This is a genomic window from Bacillus sp. EU63, assembly GCF_038592915.1.
In the GTDB taxonomy this organism is placed as follows: domain Bacteria; phylum Bacillota; class Bacilli; order Bacillales; family Bacillaceae; genus Bacillus; species Bacillus velezensis.
Map to the genome: position 1 here is coordinate 2,090,182 of NZ_CP151944.1, position 21,730 is coordinate 2,111,911.

Sequence of the window (21,730 nt, forward strand, 5' to 3'; positions counted from 1 at the left end):
CAATTCAAAATAAAAAGCCATCTCCGCAAGGGAAATGGCTTTCGCTACGTATGCCGTACGCAAGTAAGAAAGTTTTAAACCACCACTCCTCAAAGTGGGTGTTTGCAGAAGCGTTCCTGTCGTCCTCTGCAATGGAGGCATGACATTCCGGCTTCGATATAAAACTCCCTATTACAGCTTAAAGGTTAAAACTTAATTAACAATACGAACAATGTAGCTTCTCTTATATCCTACACCATCAGTCGTATTTTGGCAAGAGGGTTAATTCTTTTACAGAAAACCTTTTTTCTTTGTGAGAACTGCTTTATTCTACATAAAAATTGTTTTTTCGACAAAACATCAATATATCAATATAAGATCTGATCGAAAGCTGCCGCCAGTTTCTTCTATAATATAAAAAACTCTCACACCCTGTATGGGCGCAAGAGTTAATGGAAATTAGAATTTTGCAGCCAGATCTTTCGCTTCTTGCAGTCCTTTTTCAATGATCGCTTGAGCGTTATCCGGTGCAGCATTATGGCCTTCAACGACAACAGTGTGAAGATCTTGGACACCCCAGAAACCGAGAACGGTTTTCATGAAGTTTAATGACATTTCAAGAGATGCCATCGGTCCTTCAGAATATACGCCGCCGCGTGCGTTTAAGAGCGCTACTTTTTTATCTCCCATCAGACCTTTTGGTCCTTCAGGCGTGTATGTGAAAGTAACTCCTGCGCGAGACAGGTAATCAACATAAGTATGAAGCACAGCAGGCACTGTGAAGTTCCAAAGCGGGAATGCAAACACGACTTTGTCAGCTTTGACGAATTGATTTAAGTAAATGTCAGCAGTTGACGCTTGTTTTTTCTCTTCGTCTGTCATTTCAATTCCTTTTGAAGCTTTGAATGTTCCGTTAATCATATCTCTTCCGAGGTAAGGAAGGTTTTCTTTATGAAGATCAAGTTCGATCACTTCATCATTCGGATTGTTTTCTTTATAAGCAGCCAGAAACGCTTCGTATAATTTTACGGATACGCCTTCTTCAGCCGTACGGTCACTTGATTTTACAAATAATACTTGAGACATTCTAAATTCCTCCCGGTAATCTTTTAATATTTACTTACAAATAGTATGTTACTTTCTTTTTTATATAAAGTCAATGATTTTATTTCGATTCTGAGATTTTTTATGGAATAAAAAAACAGGTACATATGAATGTACCTGCTGCTATTATTGTGAATCCTGCTCGCGATCCAGGATTTCGTAAGTTTGTGAGCTTTTTTGATCAACGGTTTCTTTATTTGAGAGGTCTTTCACCTGCTCGTGAAATTCCCTTTCATATGACGGAGCGTCTGTTTTCACATCCCCTTCTGTTTCCCGCTGCGCTTCGACGGTCATTCTGGCGTACGGCACAGCTTCAAGTCTTTCATAAGGAATTTCTTTTCCCGTTTTCTCGCAAATCCCGTATGTTCCTTTATCCATTCGTTCAAGCGCGGCGTGCACCTCATCTAAAAGATTCTGATCGACACCGTCCAGCGTCTGATTCGTGACTCTGTCCAAATAAATGCTTCCGTGATCAGCTAAGTGATTATCTACTCCGTTCGACAGTTCTCCTGTGTCTTCGCTCATTGAATGATTTTCTTTTGATTCTCCCTGAAGACTTTCCTTTAAATCGATTAATTTATGATAAAGGCTGTCCTGCTGTTCTTTTGATAATGACATATTCATCATCTCCTTTTTCGTCTGTATTCTTCGCTGCATCTGTTAATACATACCCTCGAAAAAGGAGGCTGAAACAACGGAGTCAATGCTTTCTTCCCCTGATGGTGACATTGGGTGTCTGCTGCTTTGTCTGGCTTTTTTCTTTCGCAGCATCATTTTGCGGGTTGTCCCGACATTCTTCAGCGCAGGCTTGTTTGAGCCTGTGCACCGGTGTATGGTAAGTGGCGCCGATATTCAGCATACCGCTCAGCTCTTCTATACTCAGCTTTTCAAAATCAATATTGTATTCAACCTTGTCCACTTTGACATGCTCAATATGGACATATGTTTTTTCCCCTTCAACCGTTTGCGGCTCAAAATGACACTTATCCTGAAGCTCATCAAGCTGTTGTTCCACTTTCTTAAGCCGGTCTAATTCTTCTTCACACACTTTTTTGAAAATCTCTTTCATTATTTTTTTCAAAGAAAATCACTTCTTTCCCCGTCACTCTTGGAAAGTTCTATGCGTCCCGCATTGCGAATATATAAACATGATATACAAAAAGGAGGCGAATCATGATGTTTTTTCCATCCGTTATCAACTTTGAGTATATAAAAATGAACGGAATCAGCGGCGGAGCAGCTTTTAACACCGGCTCTTCCGTTATGGTGAGAAACACAGCAGCCAATAAAAGAAATGAAGGGTACGGTGAACAAAACGGGGATTGCACCGTTGTCGTCATCCCTATCATGAGTATCGATGATTCAGATCTGATAGATGGCACAGCAAACAAGATCAGCCTTCGATAATGATCTGGCTTGCATCCCCCAGATGTTTAGCAATCGATATATATAAAATCCCGTCTTTGAATACCGCCTGCATTCCCTTCGTTCCCTGAGCGGAATGCGGAAGGTCGAGTTTTTTTTCAAAATCGCCGTATTTTCCGGTCTTCTGTTTAAAATCCTGTTCATTAAAAAAGGATTTTCTCGTGCCTTTTACGACGATATATTCTCCGTAGGACAGCAGCTGAACATCTTGTTTCCGGTAGCCGGGCAGATACAGCAAAAATTGGAGCTCATCATGGGTTTCCACAATATCTATAAGAGGAAAAGCATCCTCATTTCTTCTCATTTGTCCATCTCCCTGTTGAAAGGGAAAATGAGAATGGCCGTTTTGAAATGATTTCAGTTGTTCATCATCAAAAACGTTTTTCCAAAAGTCGCCGCCGGACATGTTTTGCGCCATTTCCATCCATTGCTTCATCTTATCGAAATCCATTTTTATCGCCCCCTGTCTAAGCATACGGTCATAACAGCCGGCATACACCTGTATTAAAGGAGGTTTGCCTGTGGTTCAACCAACTCCATATATCAATATTAATATTTTCATGTTGAAAATTAATTCCTTTGAAAATGCTTCAGCGGTGAATGTCGGACAAAATTTACTGGCGGAATGGCAGAATTCTGATAAAAAGAATCAGGGATACGGACAGAACTTCGGAGATGCAAGCGGCTTCATCGGCACGAACGGCAAAGTGGATGACCGGGATCAAATTGATTCTCCATCTGCCTTTGAGTCTGCATGCGATAAAATCCCTGCCGGAAAAGGAGGCCCATTATGATGTTTTCGCCGGTTTTGGTAAATGTAGGAGGCTTTAAAGTAAATGCAGTCGACCGCGGTTCTTCCATTACGATCGGCCCGTATCAGCAAATCGATTATTTTTTATCCAATAAGATCAACTACGGATTCGGTGAAGAAAATGGTGATTTGGCGCCGATTTATATCCCCATCAGTTCTATTGCTGATCCGGATCTCATTGATTCGAACTCCGGAAAAACAAGCATTATATAATAAAAAGGCCATCCGCATGCATTCGGATGGCTTTTATGTGATATTTAACTGCATAAGTATTTTGTTAAGATGGCTTGAACCTCAGTCAAGTCCGTTTCTTTTGCAAATTCCAATTCGAAAGTTTTTCCCCTTGTCATTAATACAAGCCCGGTATCTGGATCAAACATCCCCGCTTCTTGAATGGCGAAGCTTTCAATTGTTTTATATGGAAGAAATACGCGCACTTTCTTTTTGGAGAACATTTTATTATCAAAGAAAATCACTCGTTTATTCGTAAAGCATATTTGGTCAACCCGCAGTTTATAAATCGTTTCGATCCGTTCTCCCTCAACGAGCAAAGCCTCCAGCTTTTTTGTGTCGGTTGATCTGCTGACAGAAAAAATTCCCAATGAAGAACCCCACTTTCTGCTTCTATACTATTGTTTTATTACAATCATAAAAAAATAAGTTCTTTATCCCTATATAAGAATACGACATAGACGGCATTTAAACCATTACGAACAGATTACATTTTTAGAACGTTCATCAAAAAAGCCCTTCGCGAAAGGTGCCGCTGTTATGAAGTAATACGGTTCAGCGGAAGAAAAGGTTTCAAGAAAACGATATTTTTTTCGAAAAGTCAGTTTTTTATTTTCGCCATAAAAAACCGCGGCTTCTCCAATGCCGCGGTTTCAACAAAACATCAACGATCCGTATCTTCAATCGTTCCTTCTTTATAGGTATCTGAAATTTGTTCCATCGTCGTGTCGGTGCCTTCTTCAGGTTGCACTTGCTGAAGCTGATCTGATGTTTTATTTTGTTTGTCTTGCTCTGTTTTTTTCATTTTGCAGCCACCCTTTAGCCCTTTATATGTAGTCTTTTTTAGTATGGCTCAGGCAAAATAAATTCATTCGCTTTAAACTTCTTCAAAATACTCTTTGTAGAAGCCTCCGACTTTGTTTGTATTGTCTACAACAAAAATGAATTCTTCTGTTTCATTTTTGACTTCATACTCTTTACCCGGCGTCAGTACATTTTTGACAATGTATTTTTTCGCATCTGTATGTACGCATTTGACCTTTTTGACGCTTTCTTTTGTCTGCCAATTATTATGAATCATTTATAAAACTCCTTTTCTTAATCGATAAGCTTATTGTAGCGGTTTTTTCTTGTGAATTGCAATAACGGTTATCGATTGATTTTACCGGGGCTGTTATTATAGAATGACTGTATGCGCTTACTTTGCGCGGACATCAAGATGCTCAAAACAGACCATAAAAAAATTTCGGGAGGTTTGTTACGAATGAGTTCTTTAACGATGCAGATCACAAAAAGGCTGGAAACATTTTTACAGGGCACGAAGAAACTTTATATTGACGGAAAATTTGTTCCGAGCGCTTCAGGATCAACATTTGTCACACCGAATCCGGCAACCGGAGAAACGCTGATGACGCTTTACGAGGCACAGTCAGAAGACATTGACAGTGCAGTGAAAGCGGCACGCAAAGCCTTTGATCACGGCGAATGGCGCACTATGCCGGCCGCTTCCAGAAGCAGGCTGATGTATAAGCTTGCCGATTTAATGGAAGAGCACAAAACGGAACTCGCGCAGCTTGAAACACTTGATAACGGAAAACCGATTAATGAAACGACGAATGGGGATATCCCGCTCGCAATTGAGCATATGCGTTATTATGCGGGGTGGTCTACAAAGATAACCGGACAAACAATTCCGGTCGCCGGCTCATATTTTAATTACACCCGCCATGAGCCTGTCGGCGTCGTGGGGCAGATCATCCCTTGGAACTTCCCGCTCCTTATGGCGATGTGGAAAATGGGCGCCGCCCTTGCCACAGGCTGCACAATCGTTTTGAAACCGGCGGAGCAGACACCGCTGACTGCCCTCTATTTAGCGGAATTAATAGATCAGGCGGGCTTCCCTGACGGCGTCATCAATATTGTCCCAGGGTTCGGCGAAACGGCCGGGGAAGCGCTGACCAACCATGACGATGTCGATAAACTCGCTTTTACCGGTTCTACAGAAATCGGCAAAAAAATCATGGAAAAAGCCGCAAAAAAAATTAAACGCGTGACACTGGAGCTTGGCGGAAAGTCACCTAACATCATTTTGCCTGACGCCAATTTGAAGAAAGCCATTCCCGGCGCTTTAAACGGGGTCATGTTTAATCAGGGGCAGGTATGCTGCGCAGGCTCCCGTGTCTTCATTCACAAAGACAAATATGATGAGGTCGTCAGCGAAATGGTTTCATATGCGAAATCGCTTCAGCAAGGCGCCGGCCTTCACCAGGATACACAAATCGGCCCGCTCGTCAGTCAGGAACAGCATGAGCGCGTGCTTTCATATATTGAAAAAGGAAAAGCGGAAGGAGCCAAAGCTGTTGCGGGCGGCAGCTGCCCGTTTGAAGAAGGGTATTTTGTCTCCCCGACTGTATTTGCGGATGTGGATGACAGCATGACCATCGCAAAAGAAGAAATTTTCGGCCCGGTTTTAGCCGCCATTCCGTATGATACGGTAGATGAAGTGATTGAGCGGGCGAACCGCTCGGAATACGGCCTTGCAGCCGGACTTTGGACTGAGAATGTGAAAAACGCCCATTACATTGCTGACCGTCTCCAAGCCGGCACCGTTTGGGTCAACTGCTACAATGTTTTCGATGCGGCATCTCCTTTCGGCGGCTATAAGCAATCCGGCCTCGGGCGGGAAATGGGCTCTTACGCTCTGGATAATTATACAGAAGTGAAAAGCGTCTGGATCAATCTGGAAGATTAATCAAACAAGAAACTGCTGCCTGTCAGCAGTTTCTTTCTTTTGTCATGCCGCCTTTTACATATGAATATATATGCTTCTGAAGGAGTTGAGCGAGTGTGAGCACAATTCATGAAAACGTCAGAAGCCGCCAAAAGAAAACCATCTCCCTATTAAGAGAAACGCAAAATGCGGACGGCTCATGGTCATTTTGTTTTGAAGGACCGATTTTGACAAACGCCTTTCTGATCCTCCTCCTCGCTTCTCTTGGAGACAATGATAAAGAACTGATCGCTGAGCTTGCAGAAGGCATTCGCGCTAAACAGCGCCCGGACGGAACTTTTGCCAACTATCCTGATGACCGGAAAGGAAATGTGACCGCCACTGTACAGGGCTATGCCGGCTTGCTGGCTTCCGGTTTATATAGCCGTTCTGAGGCGCATATGATTCAGGCCGAACGCTTTATCATCTCAAATGGCGGCTTGCGCAACGTACACTTCATGACAAAGTGGATGCTTGCGGCAAACGGCCTTTATCCATGGCCCGCGCTGCATCTGCCATTATCTTTCTTAGTCATTCCCCCATCCTTCCCGCTGCATTTTTACCAGTTCAGTACATACGCCCGTATTCATTTTGTACCGATGGCCGTGACGCTTAACAAAAGATTTTCGCTGAAAAATCCCAACGTTCCGTCTCTCGCGCATTTAGATCGGCATATGACTAAAAATCCGTTTACATGGCTTCGTTCCGATCAGGATGAGAACAGAGACCTCTCTTCTCTTTTCGCGCACTGGAAGCGGCTTTTGCAGATTCCTGCCGCTTTTCACCAGCTCGGTCTGCGTACGGCCAAAACGTATATGCTTGACCGGATTGAAGAAGACGGCACATTATACAGCTATGCGAGCGCCACTATTTTTATGGTGTACGGCCTGCTCGCTCTCGGTGTATCGCGCCACTCCCCCGTTATCAGAAAAGCGCTTGCCGGCACGAAAGCTCTGCTCACGTCTTGCGGCAATATACCGTACCTGGAAAATTCAACGTCGACCGTTTGGGATACGGCGCTTCTCAGCTATGCGCTTATGAAAAGCGGCATCCCAGATAACGATCAGATGATAACCAGCGCCGCCCGGTTTCTGCGTGAACGGCAGCAGACGAAAGTCGCTGATTGGGCCGTTCACAACCCGCATGCTGAACCGGGAGGATGGGGTTTTTCAAACATTAATACAAATAATCCTGATTGTGATGACACAGCCGCAGTGCTCAAAGCCATTCCGCGAAAACTTTATCCCGCCTCATGGGAACGCGGACTGAGCTGGCTTTTGTCCATGCAAAACAGTGACGGCGGCTTCTCTGCTTTTGAGAAAAATGTCAATCATCCGCTGGTCCGCCTGCTGCCGCTGGAATCGGCTGAGGAAGCTGCCATCGATCCTTCAACAAGCGACTTAACCGGACGGGTGCTGCACTGTTTAGGAGAAGCGGGGCTTTCTTCTGATCACCCTCAGATTGAAAAAGCCGTCCAATGGCTGATCCGCCATCAAGAAGAGGACGGATCGTGGTACGGCAGATGGGGTGTCTGCTATATTTACGGCACATGGGCGGCGCTGACAGGGATGAAGGCTTGCGGCGTGAGCCAAAACCACCCGGCCGTAAAAAAAGCGATCCGCTGGCTGAAGTCCATTCAAAACGAGGACGGAAGCTGGGGGGAATCCTGTAAAAGTGCAGAAGAGAAAACCTATGTTCCGCTTTCTTACGGGACGCTTATACAGACGGCTTGGGCGGCCGAAGCTTTGCTGCAATACGAAAAACCTCATCATCAAGCCGTCACAAAAGGCATATCTTTTCTTATTGAAAACCGGCATTACGAAGGCGCCGCTTTCAGCTATCCGACTGGAATCGGCCTGCCGAAACAGTTTTACATCAGATATCACAGCTACCCGTATGTGTTTTCTTTGCTTGCGCTCAGCACTTTTATGAAAATGAGTGAAAAGGAGGAAGAAAAATGAAAAGGCACGCTTATCAAACCGAGATGCTGAATTGGTGTGAAACCTTGAAGGAACAAGTCATTCAACAAGGTCGGTTCGATCGCTTCGCGGCACAAATCGACCGGATTTTTCACACCCTTCAGGATGATGGATTAACGGAGGCGGAATGGTACGAACAGGCATCAGCACTTTACCGGGACATTACTGAACCCGAAGAGCCGGATGAGCGCAGAGCCTATGTGCCGATCGGCAAGCATGTCCTCCCTAAACTGCCTTACAGTTATTCCGCACTGGAACCGTATATTTCAAGAGAGATTATGAAACTCCACCATACCAAACACCATCAGAGCTATGTTGACGGTCTGAATAAAGCAGAACTGGAGCTCAAAAAAGCGAGACAGACGAAACAGTACGACTTAGTGGCACATTGGGAGCGGCAATTGGCGTTTCACGGCGCGGGCCATTATTTGCACAGTATTTTCTGGTTTTCGATGAATCCAAACGGAAAAAGACGGCCGACGGGTGCACTCTTTCAAATGATTGATGTGTCATTCGGAAGCTATTCCGCTTTTAAAGAGCAATTTTCTCAAGCGGCGAAAAAAGTCGAAGGAGTCGGCTGGGCTATCCTAGTCTGGGCGCCGCGCGCCGGGCGGCTGGAGATTTTGGCCGCTGAGAAGCATCAGCTCTACAGCCAGTGGGACGTCATTCCTTTGCTTCCGCTGGATGTGTGGGAACACGCTTATTATTTACAATATAAAAACGACCGCGCGGCTTACGTGGATCAATGGTGGAATGTCGTTGATTGGCGGGAGGCGGAGAAACGGTTCGAGCAAGCGCACCGCGTGATATGGCCGCTTTATTAAAAAAGCCCCCGTCTTGAACGGGGGCGTGCTTCTTTTGGTTTAAAAAATACCAAGCACGTGCAGAAAAACGATAATAATGGCTACAGGAGCCACATAACGGATTAATAGGAGCCAGACTGCAAACCATTTTCGTTTTATACCGGAACCGCTTTTCAGTTCGTCAAACAACATCTGTTTCGGAATTTTCAGCGGTACGAAAACGGCAATTAAAAGCGCGCCCAGCGGCATTAAGACATTGCTGACCAGAAAATCCGCAGCGTCAAAAATACTGCGGTGAAAAATAGAAACATCACTCAAAATTCCGTACGACAGCGCCGAAGGGACCCCGACAATAAATATAGCAAGTCCCCCGATCCATGCATACCGCTTCCGTTTTGCCGAATCGCCTTTTGACAAAACAGCAACTAAAATTTCAAGCATTGAAAAAGCCGATGTCAGCGTCGCAAATAAAAACAGCAGCAAAAAGGCGAGTAAAAACACGATGCCCAACGGCATTTGGTTAAAGACAGTCGGCAGCACGTTAAATAAAAGCTGCGGGCCTTGATCCGGCTTGAGGCCGAATGCAAACACCGCCGGAAAAATCGCCACTCCCGCCATCACAGCAACAAGGACATTTAATACCGTCACCGATACGGCGGATTGAACAATATTTTCTTCTTTTTCTAAATATGCGCTGTATGTAACCATTACGGACACTCCGACGCTTAACGAGAAAAATGATTGTCCCATCGCATATAAAATGGTATTGGCATCCATCGCGCCAAAATCAGGCATGAAGAAGAATTTTAATCCCTTCGCTGCATCATGCAGCGTAACGGAGCGGATCATTAAAAGAATAAACAGAATAAACAGAGCCGGCATCAGCACCTGGCTTACCTTTTCGATGCCGCTGCTCACCCCTTTTGCCACAACTAAAATCGTCAGCACGATAAACAGCAGCTGGCCGAAAACGGCTGCATAAGGGTTTGAAATGGTATCGATAAATAACGTATCAAATCCCGAAGAAAGCGATAAGCCGCCTGTAAAGCCTTTTATAATGTAGATTAATATCCATCCCCCCACTACGCTGTAGAAGGATAATAGAATAAAACACGTAATGATTCCGAGATATCCGATCCAGTGCCACTTTTTCCCCGGCGCGAGCGCCTTATAGGATTCAACGGCATTTTTTTGTGTTTTTCTGCCGATAATAAATTCAGCAAGCAAAAGCGGCAGTCCGATTAAAACAGTAAATAAAATAAAAACAAGCAGAAAAGCGCCGCCTCCGCTGGTTCCCGCTACGTAAGGGAACTTCCATATTGCGCCGAGCCCGATTGCAGAGCCGGCCGTAGCTAAAATAAATCCCAGCTTAGATGACCATTGATTAGCTTCTTTCACTTCAGCACTCCCAATTCATTTCAGTATAAAAATCAATTGTAAGAATATATGTCTGAATAGTCAAGAAGATGTTAGTTTACATAATAATTTTATTGAAAACTTATATTAAATATTGAATTATTCAGAAAATTATTTATAATGGAATACAGAAAAGTCAGTCATATTTTCTGACTGATTGATTGAATGTAAAAGGAGCTGTGTTTATGGAATGGCTGAAAAAAATAAGCGGGTTTGCGGGCCAAACCTTTGGCTTGTGGGTTATCGTCTTTGCCGGTTTAGGATTCGCCTGCCCTGATTTGTTTTCTTGGATCAGTTCTTATATGACGATTTTCCTTGGTATTATTATGTTTGGGATGGGGCTTACTCTTCAAGCAGACGATTTTAAAGAATTAATCAGAAAGCCTTGGCATGTCGTGATCGGAGTCGCTGCCCAGTTTACGATTATGCCGCTTACGGCTTTCTGTTTATCAATCGGGCTCCGCCTCCCCGCAGAAATCGCCGCGGGCGTCATTCTGGTCGGATGCTGTCCGGGCGGTACGGCATCAAACGTCATGACATTTTTGGCGAAAGGCAATACGGCGCTTTCTGTTGCGGTCACCACGATCTCAACATTGCTTGCTCCTATTGTAACGCCGGCACTTATTATGCTGTTTGCGAAAGAGTGGCTCCCCGTTTCTTTCGGTTCACTGTTTGTTTCCATTATGCAAGCCGTGCTTTTGCCGATCGTCCTCGGGGTGATTGTGAAGCTGTTCTTCAAAAAACAGGTCGGACAAGCCGTGCACGCGCTTCCTCTCGTGTCGGTAATCGGCATTGTAGCGATTGTATCCTCTGTTGTCAGCGTAAATCGTGAGCATCTGCTTCAATCAGGACTGCTGATTGTGTCTGTCGTCATCTTACATAACGGAATCGGATATTTGTTAGGATTCCTGACTGCAAAGCTGTTCAAAATGGATTATGCTTCACAAAAAGCGATTGCGATCGAAGTCGGAATGCAAAACTCCGGACTGGGCGCAGCGCTTGCGACAGCGCATTTCTCCCCTTTGTCAGCAGTGCCGAGCGCAATTTTCAGCATATGGCACAATCTGTCGGGGTCTGTTCTTGCCACCTACTGGTCTAAGAAAAAAGAGAAAAACAGCGCCGAAGTAGAAGAAACGGCAAAGATTCCGTTTTCATAACTGAACAAGGATAGGATAGACTGGCCGCTCCTATCCTTTTTTATTCTGGAGATCATGAAACAGACGCAAAAGCGCTTTTTTTACATCCCCCTGAAATAAACCTCCATGATAACAAATCAATTGGCGGATATCGTAATCGAGCAGCCGCTGCACAGAACGGACCGCATCATCCATATGTAACGTATAGCTAGGATTAGCAAGGTTCAGCTTTCCGTCTTCAATGACGACCGCATCACCTGTGACCATAGTTTTTTCGGCAGGCAGATAAAGACTGATATGGCCGGGTGTATGACCCGGCGTGGCTACAACGCGAATGCCTCCGCACCAAGGCAGCAGCTCGCCGTCAGTAACTGTCCGGTGAACTGGAGCCGATTCGACTGATTGAAGCGAGCGGATGAACTGTTTTGCATAAGGCTTTGCATCCTCTGGCAATGAACAAAACGTTGATTCAGCCTGCTCAAGCCGTAAAGATTTTTTAGAGCCGTCAATATACGGCGCTTCACGCTCATGTGCTCTCACGCTGACATCCGGATGCAAACGGTGTAATGCAGCGAGTGAACCGATATGGTCTATGTCGTGATGCGTTACAATGATTTTTGTCAATGAATGAAGCGACATTCCATGCCGGGCGGCAGCATGTTGAAGATGGTTTGTAAAACCGGGATATCCGCAGTCTATTAATATCGTGTCATGTTCGTCTTGCAGAAGAACCGGAGTGATAGAATGCAATTCTTCATTATATTCAAATTCGATCTCAAGCGGATAACAGCTTTTCATATAAATTCTCCCCTTCTCTCAATAAAAAAAGTACACTGCTTGTAAGGGCAGTGTACTTTTTGTCTGTCTCAAATTATCCTTCCAGCAACAGCTGTTCCGGATCTTCAAGCAGGTTTTTAATGGTGACAAGGAATCCGACCGCTTCTTTACCATCTACAATTCTGTGATCATATGATAAAGCGATGTACATCATCGGACGGTTTTCAGAGCGCTCCGCATCAATCGCTACTGGGCGCAGCTGAATTTTGTGCATACCTAAGATCCCAACCTGAGGGCTGTTTAGGATTGGTGTTGACATAAGCGATCCGAATGTACCTCCGTTTGTGATCGTGAAGGAGCCTCCTTGCAGCTCACCTAATGTTAATTTATTGTTTCGCGCTTTTTTCGCAAGTTCGCCGATCTCTCTTTCAATGCCGGCAAACGTCAGGCGGTCAGCGTCACGCACGACTGGGACGACAAGCCCTTCTTCAGCCGCGACAGCGATACCGATGTCATAGAATTTTTTCACGATCAGCTCATCGCCTTGAATTTCAGCGTTAAGGAGCGGGAATTTTTTCAATGCAGCCACGACGGCTTTTGTAAAGAACGACATGAAACCGAGTTTTACATCGTTTTGCTCAAGGAATTGGTCTTTACGGCGTTTTCTTAGATTCATAACGGCCGTCATGTCAACTTCGTTAAATGTAGTCAGCATCGCAGAAGTCTGCTGCACTTCAACCAATCGTTTCGCGATCGTCTGTCTGCGGCGGGACATTTTTTGCACTTCGACAGGTTTGTCAAAGCTTTGCTGTGTTTTTTGAGCCTGCTGTTTCGGCTGTGCCGCAGGTTTTGAAGCCGGTTTTTCATAAGCTTCCACATCTTGTTTGCGCACGCGGCCGAGCGGGTCCCCCGTCGGAATTTGTGATAGATCAATCCCTTTTTCCCTTGCCAGCTTGCGTGCAGCCGGAGACGCTATCGTTCTGGATTTCGCTTCTGATTGTGCTTCCTGGCTGACTTCTTGTGCAGCAGGTTCAGCTTTTGCTTCCTCTTTCGTTTGTTCATTGGCTGGAGCACTTTCTGAAGGGGCGGGTGCAGAACTTTCGCCAGCGCCTTCTGTAATGGTACCGATAATTTCTCCTACTTGGACGGTATCACCCGAATCTTTCAATACCTCTTTTAGAACACCCGATTCTTCTGCTGTCAATTCAACATTTACTTTGTCCGTCTCCAGTTCAAGCAAGTACTCACCCTGTTCTACATAATCACCGGGCTGCTTTAACCATTGGGCTATCGTTCCTTCTGAGATTGATTCTGCTAATTCAGGTACCTTAATTTCCGCCATTTTTTCATTTCCCCCTTAGTTTTTGCGAGTCAAGCTATCAGATACAATGCGTTCCTGTTCTTTTTTGTGGACTGTCGGATCTCCTTCTGCGGGACTGGATCGTCTTCTTCGGCCGATGTATTGGACATTTACTCCTTTTGGCGCGATTTCCGTCAGATACGGGCTGATATAACTCCATGCCCCCATGTTCTGCGGCTCTTCCTGAACCCAAACGATCTCTTGCAGGTTCGGCAGTTTGGCGAAAAGCTCCTTCGTATCTTTTGCCGGGAACGGATACAGCTGTTCGATTCTGGCAATATGAAGCCAATCCTTATCGCCTTCCATTTTGTTGAAGTGATCGCTGATATCAATTGACACTTTTCCGCTTGATAATACGACGCGAGTCACTTTTTCGTAAGCATGGGAAAGTCCGGACTGCTCATAGACAGGCTTGAATCGGCTTTCGCTCAGTTCCTGCACTTCAGATACCGTATTCGGGTTACGCAGCAGGCTCTTTGGCGTCATGATCACAAGCGGGCGGATTTCCTCACGAAGCAGCATTTTCGCTTGTCTTCTTAAAATGTGGAAATACTGAGCCGCACTTGTCAGGTTGGCCACCGTCCAGTTGTTTTCCGCCGCCAGCTGCAGGAACCGCTCGACGCGGCCGCTGGAGTGTTCAGGGCCCTGCCCTTCGTAACCGTGAGGCAGCAGCATGACCAGGCCTGATTTTTGTCCCCATTTTGCCCGTCCTGCAGATATGAATTGATCAAAATAGACTTGAGCCGCATTGGCAAAGTCCCCGTACTGCGCCTCCCACATCACAAGCGTTTCAGGCGAATACACGTTGTATCCATATTCAAAGCCGAGAACCGATCCTTCAGAGAGCGGGCTGTTATGCACCGTAAATGAAGCAGCGCAGTCGTCTAAGTGATGGAGGGCAACAAATTCTTCTCCTGTTTCGCTGTCATGCAGCACAAGGTTTCTTTGAGCGAACGTTCCGCGCTCTGAATCCTGTCCGGTCAGCCGGATCGGCGTGCCGTCTTTCAAAATGGAAGCAAACGCAAGCAATTCAGCCAATGACCATTCAACTTTACGGTCATCATCAAACGCTTTTGCACGTCTTTCCAGGATTCTTTTCAGCTTGCCGAACACGTTAAAAGATTCCGGCCAGTTGATAAGTTCGCCGTTCAGCTTGCGGAGAACATCAAAATCAATGGCTGTGTCAACGTCTGGAAAACCGTTGGACACCGGTTCCGGCAATTCAATTTCCCGTACGGCGTCTTCTTTTTTGGCGGGCACCTTTTTATAGGCGTCTTCAATACGTTTTGTCACTGCCGTTTCGATGTTTTGCGCTTTTTCCTCGCTGATCAGTCCTTCACTTACGAGTTTTTCCGCAAAGATCCGCTTGACAGTCGGGTGTTTTCTGACGGCGTCATACAGCATCGGCTGTGTCGTTGACGGCTCATCCATTTCATTGTGGCCGTACCGTCTGTACCCGATTAAATCGATTAAGAAATCTTTATTGAACCGCTTCCGGTATTCAACCGCAAATTTAACGGCTGACAGGCATGCTTCCGGATCATCCGCGTTGACGTGAACGATCGGGATTTCGTAGCCCTTCGCCAAATCACTGGCATATTTCGTGGACCGTGATTCATCGCTTTCTGTTGTAAAGCCGATCATATTATTGGCGATGATATGAATGGCCCCGCCGACCTGATAGCCTTTCAGAGAGCTTAAGTTCAGCGTCTCGGCGACAATGCCTTCTCCCGGAAACGCTGCGTCACCGTGAATTAAAATGGCGAGCGATTTTGTTTCGTCTTGAACCGGGTACCCCTTTTGCGTTCTTGTTTCCTGTGCCGCCCGCGTGCTTCCTTCCACAATCGGATTGATGAATTCCAAGTGGCTCGGGTTATTTGCAAGCGTAATCCGCGCGCTTTTGGTTTCAGCATCCTGAAGCTGTCTGTCTGCACCGAGGTGATATTTTACATCGCCCGTCCAGCCGTAGCTGATGCCGGTCGATCCTTCAGACGGCACAAGGTCTTTATTCGGCGCGTGCTGGAATTCCGAGAAAATAATCTCATACGGTTTGCCGAGCACATGCGCAAGCACATTTAAACGGCCTCTGTGCGCCATCCCGATATTGACATTGGTTGTGCCCGCTTTCACAGACTGGGCGATAATGTCGTCAAGAACCGGCACAAGCGCGTCTAATCCCTCAATTGAGAAACGCTTCTGACCGACGAATGTCCGGTGTAAAAATTGTTCAAATCCTTCTACTTCCGTCAGTCTTTCTAAAACGGCTGACAGTTTTTCCGGTGAATTTTTCCGGAACAGTTCTCCGGATTCGACCATTTTTGTAATCCATGCGCGCTCTTCGAAATCATGCACATGGTCAAACTCGAAGGAGATGGTTCTTTTATAGGTATTGCGTAAATGCTGGATGGCTTCTAAGCCGTTTGTTATATTGGCAGGTGCGTCTTTACAGATGACAGACGCGGGTATTGCTTTCATTTCTTCTTCTGTAAGCCCGTACTCGGATAACGGAAAGAGCTCGCTCTTTTTCGGATCCTTTCTGAGCGGATTGACGGAAGCGTTCAGATGGCCATAGGTTCGAATATCTTCTGCAAGTTTAACTGCTGCTGCGATCTTTTGAATCAGATCTGCGGTGACGCGTCCCTGTTCCTTTGTTCCCGATGCCTCTTTTATTTGGCTTGGCGGAGCGCCGAGTTCGTCAAACATGTCTTTCAGATCCGGATCAATGCTGTCTGGATCTTCAGCATATTGGTCGTACAGCTCCAGTGCGTAGCCGAGGTTCGGTCCGTAAAAATCTTCCCAATTCATTCTTTGTTTCATATTATTTTGAAACATTTGAATATTACCCCCAACCTAGATAATCAAGTGATCAATTCACTATCTTGAAATAACTTTTGAACGCTGTGCCCAAAATTATGTAATAAAAACGCTTCCAAGGATATTTTACCACTGATTGCGTTTGGATTCTACCTTGATTGTTCACAAAATAGTAAAAAAAACAGATCAATACCGAAAAAATTAAATCATTTTAAAATAAAAAGCGAAAAAGCATAGGAAAAAGCCTATCCTATGCTTTTATGAAGCAGTTTTTTCAAGAGCGGATACAGTACATCGGGCAGCTGATCGACATCCGGAACAAAAATACTGTACTTTCCGTACATATCCTGAATGGTTTTCATCTGTGATTCTTCTATCGCAGTATTGGACAGAAAAACATTTATGACTTCTATCCCTTTTTTTCTCGCTTCGATGACAGCCTCGCTCGTATCGACGATGCCGTTTTGTTCGTATCCGAATGCTGCCGGCTCTCCGTCTGAAAACACGATTAAAAATTTTTGCGCCTCACTCCGCCGCATCAGCTGTTTCGTCATTTGTCTGATGGCGTACCCGTCTCTGTTATCTTCTTCAGGCGCAAGCTGCATGATCAGCGGACCCGCCGCCTGCAGCAGCGACTCTTCAAACGGAATGACGGTATTGAAGAAATTCGGCTGGCTCGTTTCGGTCGCTTCGTTCGTATCCTCCCAAAATCCGACGATCTGGTGCGGTACGGACACTGATTTCAAGGCTTCATGAAAAAGAACGATCCCTCTTTTTGTTTCATCCATTTTGTCGAACATGCTGGCCGAACAATCGACAAGCAATGTAAAAACGGCGTCAATGTCTGAAGACGGGTCCTGCTTTTTATAGAAAAGGCGCGGGTTCCGCTCCGTAAAATAACGGATCAGTTTGCGATTCAGCCGGCCTGCGTGAAGGTCGGTCCGCGGGAGCGTTTTTTTGTGCTCAAGTGTTTTTTGTATCATCTGCTTCAGGCGTTTTTGATATGATTCTATCGTTTTTGCCTGTTCTTTATAAGACTGCTCCTCTTCAGGAGACGCTTTATGAGGCGTTTGATAAACCGGGAAGGCAAATTTGTTTTCTTTTCCGTCAGCCAGCCCCGCGCCCTTATGTTCATCCTGAATGGATTCAAGCGCTTCCAGTTTGGAGTAATCCTCTCTTTTCGTCTGACGTGCGGAGCCTTGAACGGAGCCGAGCGCCTGGTCACCGTCATCGCCTTCTCTGGCCGCGTCTTTCCCAAGATCTGATTTCGCGCCGTGCTCAATATCAAATTGAAGGAAACTTTTTGACGGCGCTTCGGTTTCCCGGTGCCACGTATTCATTTTCTCTTCAAGGATTTCTTCATCTCCGTCGGAAGACTCAGGGAGCGTGAGATCGTCACTTAACGAAGGCGCTTTTTTTACGCTTTCGAATAAAGGCTCTTCAGCCGCTTTTTCGTAATCAAGTTCCGGCAGAAAAAAGTACGTGTTCAGCATATCTTTCTCAAGCACTTCATCAAGGCCTTCCATGAGGTCTTCCGTTATTCTTGCGATTTGTTCCGTAGAATCCGCCTCATACACCCGGATGAGCTGACGTTCAATATACGGTATCATCATATCAATATGTTCATGCATGGAAGGAATGCCTTCAAGCGGAGACTCAGCCGTCAGCTTGACAAACATCGCGCAATACAAAGCGTCGGTGAAAATGCTCCGTTCTAAATTCAATGTCAGCTGCGTCGTGAAATATTTCCTGTACATCTCCCTCCGCTTCTGAAAAACACGTTTCGTTCCCGGCCGTTCTTTTTTGATCAGCTCTTCAATTCTGATATCCTCAAGCAGCATAAACAGCTGCTTGGCAAAGCTTTGGCGGGTGAAGTGCCGGTGAACGTCATTTAAAAACCCCGCAAATTCCCGAAATGAGCTGCTGCGTGTTCCGACAGCGCGCAAATAGACATCGCTTTTCAGGCCGGCTTCCATATCCCCGGCTGATCGGTCTTTCCAAAAGTGGCTCATGTAAATTTTCTTTTCAAAGGGATTGTAGTAAGACTGCACGCCGTATTCCACTTCAACTTCACTGCTTCTGGTCAGTGTTTTGGCCAGGTCAGTCAGCATCATGAACAAAAACGAATCAATCGTGCTGTCGTTAAATTTGATAAACTTCATTGTATGTCCCTCATTCGAACAGCGTTTCTGCAATATTTCTGACAGCGGCTTTTTCCCTGTCGTCATCAAGTTTTTCCACGATGCCTCTTTCAATCGCCCGTTTCGGCGGGATGTACGCAGCCAAGTCGCACGTATCAATGAGAGCCCTGATGGACGCCGCTTCTTCTGACACTTGTCCGTTATGCGCTTGTGCGATTAAATCAGAAGACAGCGTCATAAAGCGTTCAATTAATTTCTCATCTTTTAAGACAGACTGAGAGGTCAGCACCTGTTTCAGGAGGCTTCCTTTAATATACGGAACATCAATGATGACAAAACGGTTTTTAAGGGCTTCGTTCAGCGGAACGGTGCCGACGTAGCCTTCATTAATCGCGGCGATAACACCGAATCCTTCGCTTGCCTTAATCACTTCTCCTGTAAAGGGATTTGTCATCATTTTTCTGTAATCAAGCACGCCGTTTAGAATCGGAAGGGTTTCAGGCTTTGCCATATTGATTTCGTCAATGTATAAAAAATGTCCCTCGTTCATTGCGGTTGTTACAGGTCCGGGAACGAATTCAATTGTCGCCTGTCCCTGATCATTTTCAATCGTTTTATAGCCGACAAGCGCTTCTGCATCGAGGTCTACGGAGCAGTTGACGCTGTGCATCGGTTTATGAAAATAGTTCGAAAGCGTTTCCGCCAATTTTGTTTTCCCTGAACCCGTCGGTCCTTTTAATAAGATATTTTTTCCCATTGTCAAAGCGATGACGGCATCGAATACAATCGCTTTATCTTCGGCCTCATAGCCTGATGATCCGATTAAATCCCGGAATTCTTGGGAAACGGGATGATTTTGATAAGCCTGCAGTTTGTTTTGTATATCTTCCGGAAGTGATAGGTGCTGTAATTCTGAAGTCATAGGTGATGTTTCCTTTCCATTTGTATTCCATAACCGAGTATACTAAAAAAGCCCTTGTATACTCAATACAAAAGGGCTCATTCCCTGCGGGCGCTTTTTGTCAGGGGAGCGCAGGCGATTCTGGCTCCGGAATTCCCGCTCGGGTTTGTTAAATAATCGTCCGTATGTTCATGAATGACGAACGCGCTTCCGTCCCGGTCGAGCAGGCTGAGTCTGCTCCCTTCTTTTAATGAAGTTTGCGGCGCATTCATAATGACATCCACTTTACCGTCAGCCCCCACTTCAAGATTGGGGAGATCCCCGGCGTGATGACCCATCGGATTGTTGAAGCCGTGTTCTTTGCTCAAAGGGTTGAACGGTCCCCCGGCTGATTCGAAATCAGGTGCCTGACATGTCCCTTTTTCATAAATATGAAATCCGAGAGAAGCGCCGGGCGGCAGATGCCCCGCTGATATATGAATGTCTGACCCTTCATCATCAGATTCCCTCACTTCGATATATCCGATCGTTTTTCCGTTTTGATTGATGAGTCCGCCATGCTCACGGTATGCAGATGCTTCCAATGCGCGGCTTTCCTCATGTTTTTTGGGCGGAACAGGAGCGGGCCTCCCCCCGCAGCCGCAAAGCGTAATTGATGCGAGCATGAGAAAAAGCAAGAGACGATGCATGCTTCCTCCCCCTTATTTTTTTACCCATCAGTCTTGTCAAAACGTGAAAATGGTAAACAAAAAAAGCCCCGAAAGGCTTTTTTTAAAAATAACTGCGCGCTCCTAAATACGCTTTTTTCCAATACGGATTGCTTAAGTTTGAAACTTCAACCCCGGAGGAGCTTGCGTGAATAAAATCTCCTCCGCCCAAATACATTCCCATATGAGAAGGGCCCGCTTTATATGTCGTAAAGAAGACAAAGTCGCCTGCTGACGGCTGGCTGATATGTTTCATCGTATTCCAATATCCGGCCGTGCTCAGACGGGAAACAGAGGTTACCTTATTTAAAAGGTAATAGATGTAACCGCTGCAATCGAAGCCCGCAGGCGTATTGCCTCCCCAGCGGTAAGGCACGCCGACATGTTTTTTCGCCTCGCCTATCATTCTGTCAATCTTTGACCCTGTCACCGGAGGTTCGGGAGTATTCGGCTTGTTTGGCTTTGCCGGTTTGTTATCCGGCTGCCGCACAGGATCTTCTGTTTTTCCCGTTCCGTTAATCACCAGAACTTGTCCGATTTGAAGCACATCAGTTGTCAATTTATTTTTTTCTCTGATGAGCTGAGCGGTGATGCCGAACCGATTAGCAATTTTCCAGAGGGAATCGCCTGCTTTTACTTTGTAAGTGGATGGCTTCTCAGAAGGGTTTGAATGAGATGGCGGTGTTGTGCCGCTGTTTCCGTTATGTGAAGAACCTTTGATCTTTAATACTTGATTCGGATACAGCATGTCTGATGTTAATTGATTCAGCTTTTTCAGTTCGGCGATGGTGACGCCGGTTTGATTGGCGATTTTCCACAGCGAGTCACCCGGCTTCACAGTGTAAGTCCCTGATGCGCCTTTATCAGGCTTTGTCTGTCTGCCGCCTCCGTCCGTGCCGCCGGCAGACCCTTTAATTTTCAGTTTCTGGCCGGGATAGATGACATCTGAACTCAAACGGTTCAGGCTTCTCAGCTCAGAAACGCTCATTTTGTATTTTTTTGCGATCACCCATAATGAGTCTCCGTATGTAACTGTGTAAGCACCCGTGCTTCGTTTTCCTTTTTGACCCGTTTTATGTGTGCCGCTGCCGTCAGGAATGTGCAGCCGCTGTCCGGGATGGAGTATCGTTGATTTCAGTTTATTTTCCGCCTGCAGGGCTGAAATACTTGTATGATATTGCCGGGAAAGCTTCCAAAGAGAGTCGCCGCTTTTTACTTGAATGGTTTTTGCTTCAGCGGGATGCACGGCGAAGGTTGAAGTCATTACTGCAGATACAGCCAGTCCGGCTGCGATTTTTTTCTTCATATAACGAAAAACCTCCTATTTATCATTGCTGAAAGGGACGTTCCTTTTCTTTGGACGCCGCCTGTTATGC

22 protein-coding genes and 1 other RNA gene are annotated in these 21,730 nt (G+C 45.8%); 7 read left to right on the forward strand and 16 right to left on the reverse strand.

What is annotated here, in order from left to right; all coding sequences use genetic code 11:
• Positions 1-37: 37 nt before the first annotated feature.
• The 4 genes from ssrS to gerPC all read right to left on the reverse strand — a co-directional run bounded on the left by ssrS (position 38) and on the right by gerPC (position 2,164).
• Positions 38-223: non-coding RNA, 6S RNA (ssrS, locus tag NYE38_RS10185), on the reverse strand.
• 215 nt (positions 224-438) lie between these two features.
• Positions 439-1,065 (reverse strand): FMN-dependent NADH-azoreductase, encoded by a 627-nt coding sequence (locus NYE38_RS10190; RefSeq protein WP_003153791.1) that lies wholly within the window; start codon positions 1,063-1,065, stop codon positions 439-441.
• A gap of 144 nt (positions 1,066-1,209) precedes the next feature.
• The gene (locus NYE38_RS10195; protein ID WP_017417961.1) at positions 1,210-1,701 is read right to left on the reverse strand and encodes a TraR/DksA C4-type zinc finger protein; all 492 of its coding nucleotides are present in this window, start codon (positions 1,699-1,701) and stop codon (positions 1,210-1,212) included.
• Between the two features lie 82 nt (positions 1,702-1,783).
• Positions 1,784-2,164: a spore germination protein GerPC gene (gerPC, locus tag NYE38_RS10200; RefSeq protein ID WP_014418112.1), complete on the reverse strand. Its 381-nt coding sequence runs from the start codon at positions 2,162-2,164 to the stop codon at positions 1,784-1,786.
• A gap of 92 nt (positions 2,165-2,256) precedes the next feature.
• Here gerPC and NYE38_RS10205 point away from each other — a divergent pair, with 92 nt between their 5' ends.
• Positions 2,257-2,490, forward strand: coding sequence for a hypothetical protein (locus NYE38_RS10205; RefSeq protein ID WP_014418113.1), 234 nt, complete (start codon positions 2,257-2,259; stop codon positions 2,488-2,490).
• Here the strand turns inward: NYE38_RS10205 and NYE38_RS10210 are convergent.
• On the reverse strand, positions 2,477-2,959 hold the full coding sequence (locus tag NYE38_RS10210) for an Hsp20/alpha crystallin family protein (RefSeq protein ID WP_003153787.1): 483 nt from the start codon (positions 2,957-2,959) through the stop codon (positions 2,477-2,479). The genes NYE38_RS10205 and NYE38_RS10210 overlap by 14 nt on opposite strands.
• A 70-nt stretch (positions 2,960-3,029) precedes the next feature.
• Here NYE38_RS10210 and NYE38_RS10215 point away from each other — a divergent pair, with 70 nt between their 5' ends.
• Positions 3,030-3,302: a hypothetical protein gene (locus NYE38_RS10215; protein WP_014418114.1), complete on the forward strand. Its 273-nt coding sequence runs from the start codon at positions 3,030-3,032 to the stop codon at positions 3,300-3,302.
• On the forward strand, positions 3,299-3,532 hold the full coding sequence (locus NYE38_RS10220) for a hypothetical protein (RefSeq protein ID WP_003153785.1): 234 nt from the start codon (positions 3,299-3,301) through the stop codon (positions 3,530-3,532). Before NYE38_RS10215 ends, NYE38_RS10220 begins: the two co-directional genes overlap by 4 nt.
• A gap of 44 nt (positions 3,533-3,576) precedes the next feature.
• Here NYE38_RS10220 and NYE38_RS10225 read toward each other — a convergent pair whose 3' ends face one another.
• From NYE38_RS10225 to NYE38_RS10235, 3 genes are all read right to left on the reverse strand, one after another.
• On the reverse strand, positions 3,577-3,921 hold the full coding sequence (locus tag NYE38_RS10225) for a PH domain-containing protein (RefSeq protein ID WP_003153783.1): 345 nt from the start codon (positions 3,919-3,921) through the stop codon (positions 3,577-3,579).
• Positions 3,922-4,214: 293 nt separating this feature from the next.
• Entirely contained in the window at positions 4,215-4,355 is a 141-nt protein-coding gene (locus NYE38_RS10230; RefSeq protein WP_003153781.1) for a DUF4025 domain-containing protein, read from the reverse strand.
• A gap of 72 nt (positions 4,356-4,427) precedes the next feature.
• Positions 4,428-4,631: a DUF6501 family protein gene (locus tag NYE38_RS10235; protein ID WP_007407979.1), complete on the reverse strand. Its 204-nt coding sequence runs from the start codon at positions 4,629-4,631 to the stop codon at positions 4,428-4,430.
• Positions 4,632-4,814: 183 nt separating this feature from the next.
• Between NYE38_RS10235 and NYE38_RS10240 the strand changes: the two genes are divergently transcribed.
• The 3 genes from NYE38_RS10240 (at position 4,815) to NYE38_RS10250 (ending at position 9,123) form a co-directional block, all read left to right on the forward strand.
• Positions 4,815-6,302, forward strand: coding sequence for an aldehyde dehydrogenase family protein (locus tag NYE38_RS10240; RefSeq protein ID WP_017417962.1), 1,488 nt, complete (start codon positions 4,815-4,817; stop codon positions 6,300-6,302).
• 95 nt (positions 6,303-6,397) lie between these two features.
• Positions 6,398-8,281 (forward strand): prenyltransferase/squalene oxidase repeat-containing protein, encoded by a 1,884-nt coding sequence (locus tag NYE38_RS10245; protein WP_017417963.1) that lies wholly within the window; start codon positions 6,398-6,400, stop codon positions 8,279-8,281.
• On the forward strand, positions 8,278-9,123 hold the full coding sequence (locus tag NYE38_RS10250; protein WP_007611962.1) for a superoxide dismutase: 846 nt from the start codon (positions 8,278-8,280) through the stop codon (positions 9,121-9,123). The genes NYE38_RS10245 and NYE38_RS10250 overlap by 4 nt, the downstream gene beginning before the upstream one ends.
• A 39-nt stretch (positions 9,124-9,162) precedes the next feature.
• On the opposite strand, the gene NYE38_RS10255 is transcribed toward NYE38_RS10250, so the two are convergent.
• Positions 9,163-10,500 carry a sodium-dependent transporter gene (locus NYE38_RS10255; protein ID WP_007407975.1) on the reverse strand — a complete coding sequence of 446 codons (1,338 nt, stop codon included), beginning with the start codon at positions 10,498-10,500 and terminating at the stop codon, positions 9,163-9,165.
• Positions 10,501-10,703: 203 nt separating this feature from the next.
• Here NYE38_RS10255 and NYE38_RS10260 point away from each other — a divergent pair, with 203 nt between their 5' ends.
• On the forward strand, positions 10,704-11,675 hold the full coding sequence (locus NYE38_RS10260; protein ID WP_017417964.1) for a bile acid:sodium symporter family protein: 972 nt from the start codon (positions 10,704-10,706) through the stop codon (positions 11,673-11,675).
• Between the two features lie 30 nt (positions 11,676-11,705).
• On the opposite strand, the gene NYE38_RS10265 is transcribed toward NYE38_RS10260, so the two are convergent.
• The 7 genes from NYE38_RS10265 to NYE38_RS10295 all read right to left on the reverse strand — a co-directional run bounded on the left by NYE38_RS10265 (position 11,706) and on the right by NYE38_RS10295 (position 21,660).
• Positions 11,706-12,452 (reverse strand): MBL fold metallo-hydrolase, encoded by a 747-nt coding sequence (locus tag NYE38_RS10265; protein ID WP_151140288.1) that lies wholly within the window; start codon positions 12,450-12,452, stop codon positions 11,706-11,708.
• Positions 12,453-12,525: 73 nt separating this feature from the next.
• The gene (gene odhB / locus NYE38_RS10270; protein ID WP_014418119.1) at positions 12,526-13,773 is read right to left on the reverse strand and encodes a 2-oxoglutarate dehydrogenase complex dihydrolipoyllysine-residue succinyltransferase; all 1,248 of its coding nucleotides are present in this window, start codon (positions 13,771-13,773) and stop codon (positions 12,526-12,528) included.
• A 15-nt stretch (positions 13,774-13,788) separates the two neighbouring features.
• Positions 13,789-16,623 (reverse strand): 2-oxoglutarate dehydrogenase E1 component, encoded by a 2,835-nt coding sequence (gene sucA, locus NYE38_RS10275; protein ID WP_017417966.1) that lies wholly within the window; start codon positions 16,621-16,623, stop codon positions 13,789-13,791.
• 227 nt (positions 16,624-16,850) lie between these two features.
• Positions 16,851-18,767, reverse strand: a complete 1,917-nt coding sequence (locus NYE38_RS10280) for a VWA domain-containing protein (protein WP_017417967.1) — start codon at positions 18,765-18,767, stop codon at positions 16,851-16,853.
• Positions 18,768-18,777: 10 nt separating this feature from the next.
• Positions 18,778-19,668 carry a MoxR family ATPase gene (locus NYE38_RS10285; RefSeq protein ID WP_017417968.1) on the reverse strand — a complete coding sequence of 297 codons (891 nt, stop codon included), beginning with the start codon at positions 19,666-19,668 and terminating at the stop codon, positions 18,778-18,780.
• A 77-nt stretch (positions 19,669-19,745) separates the two neighbouring features.
• Positions 19,746-20,336, reverse strand: a complete 591-nt coding sequence (locus NYE38_RS10290; protein WP_017417969.1) for a superoxide dismutase family protein — start codon at positions 20,334-20,336, stop codon at positions 19,746-19,748.
• An 82-nt stretch (positions 20,337-20,418) separates the two neighbouring features.
• A complete protein-coding gene (locus NYE38_RS10295) occupies positions 20,419-21,660 on the reverse strand; it encodes a peptidoglycan endopeptidase (RefSeq protein WP_017417970.1) in 1,242 nt (413 codons plus the stop codon).
• Positions 21,661-21,730 lie beyond the last annotated feature (70 nt).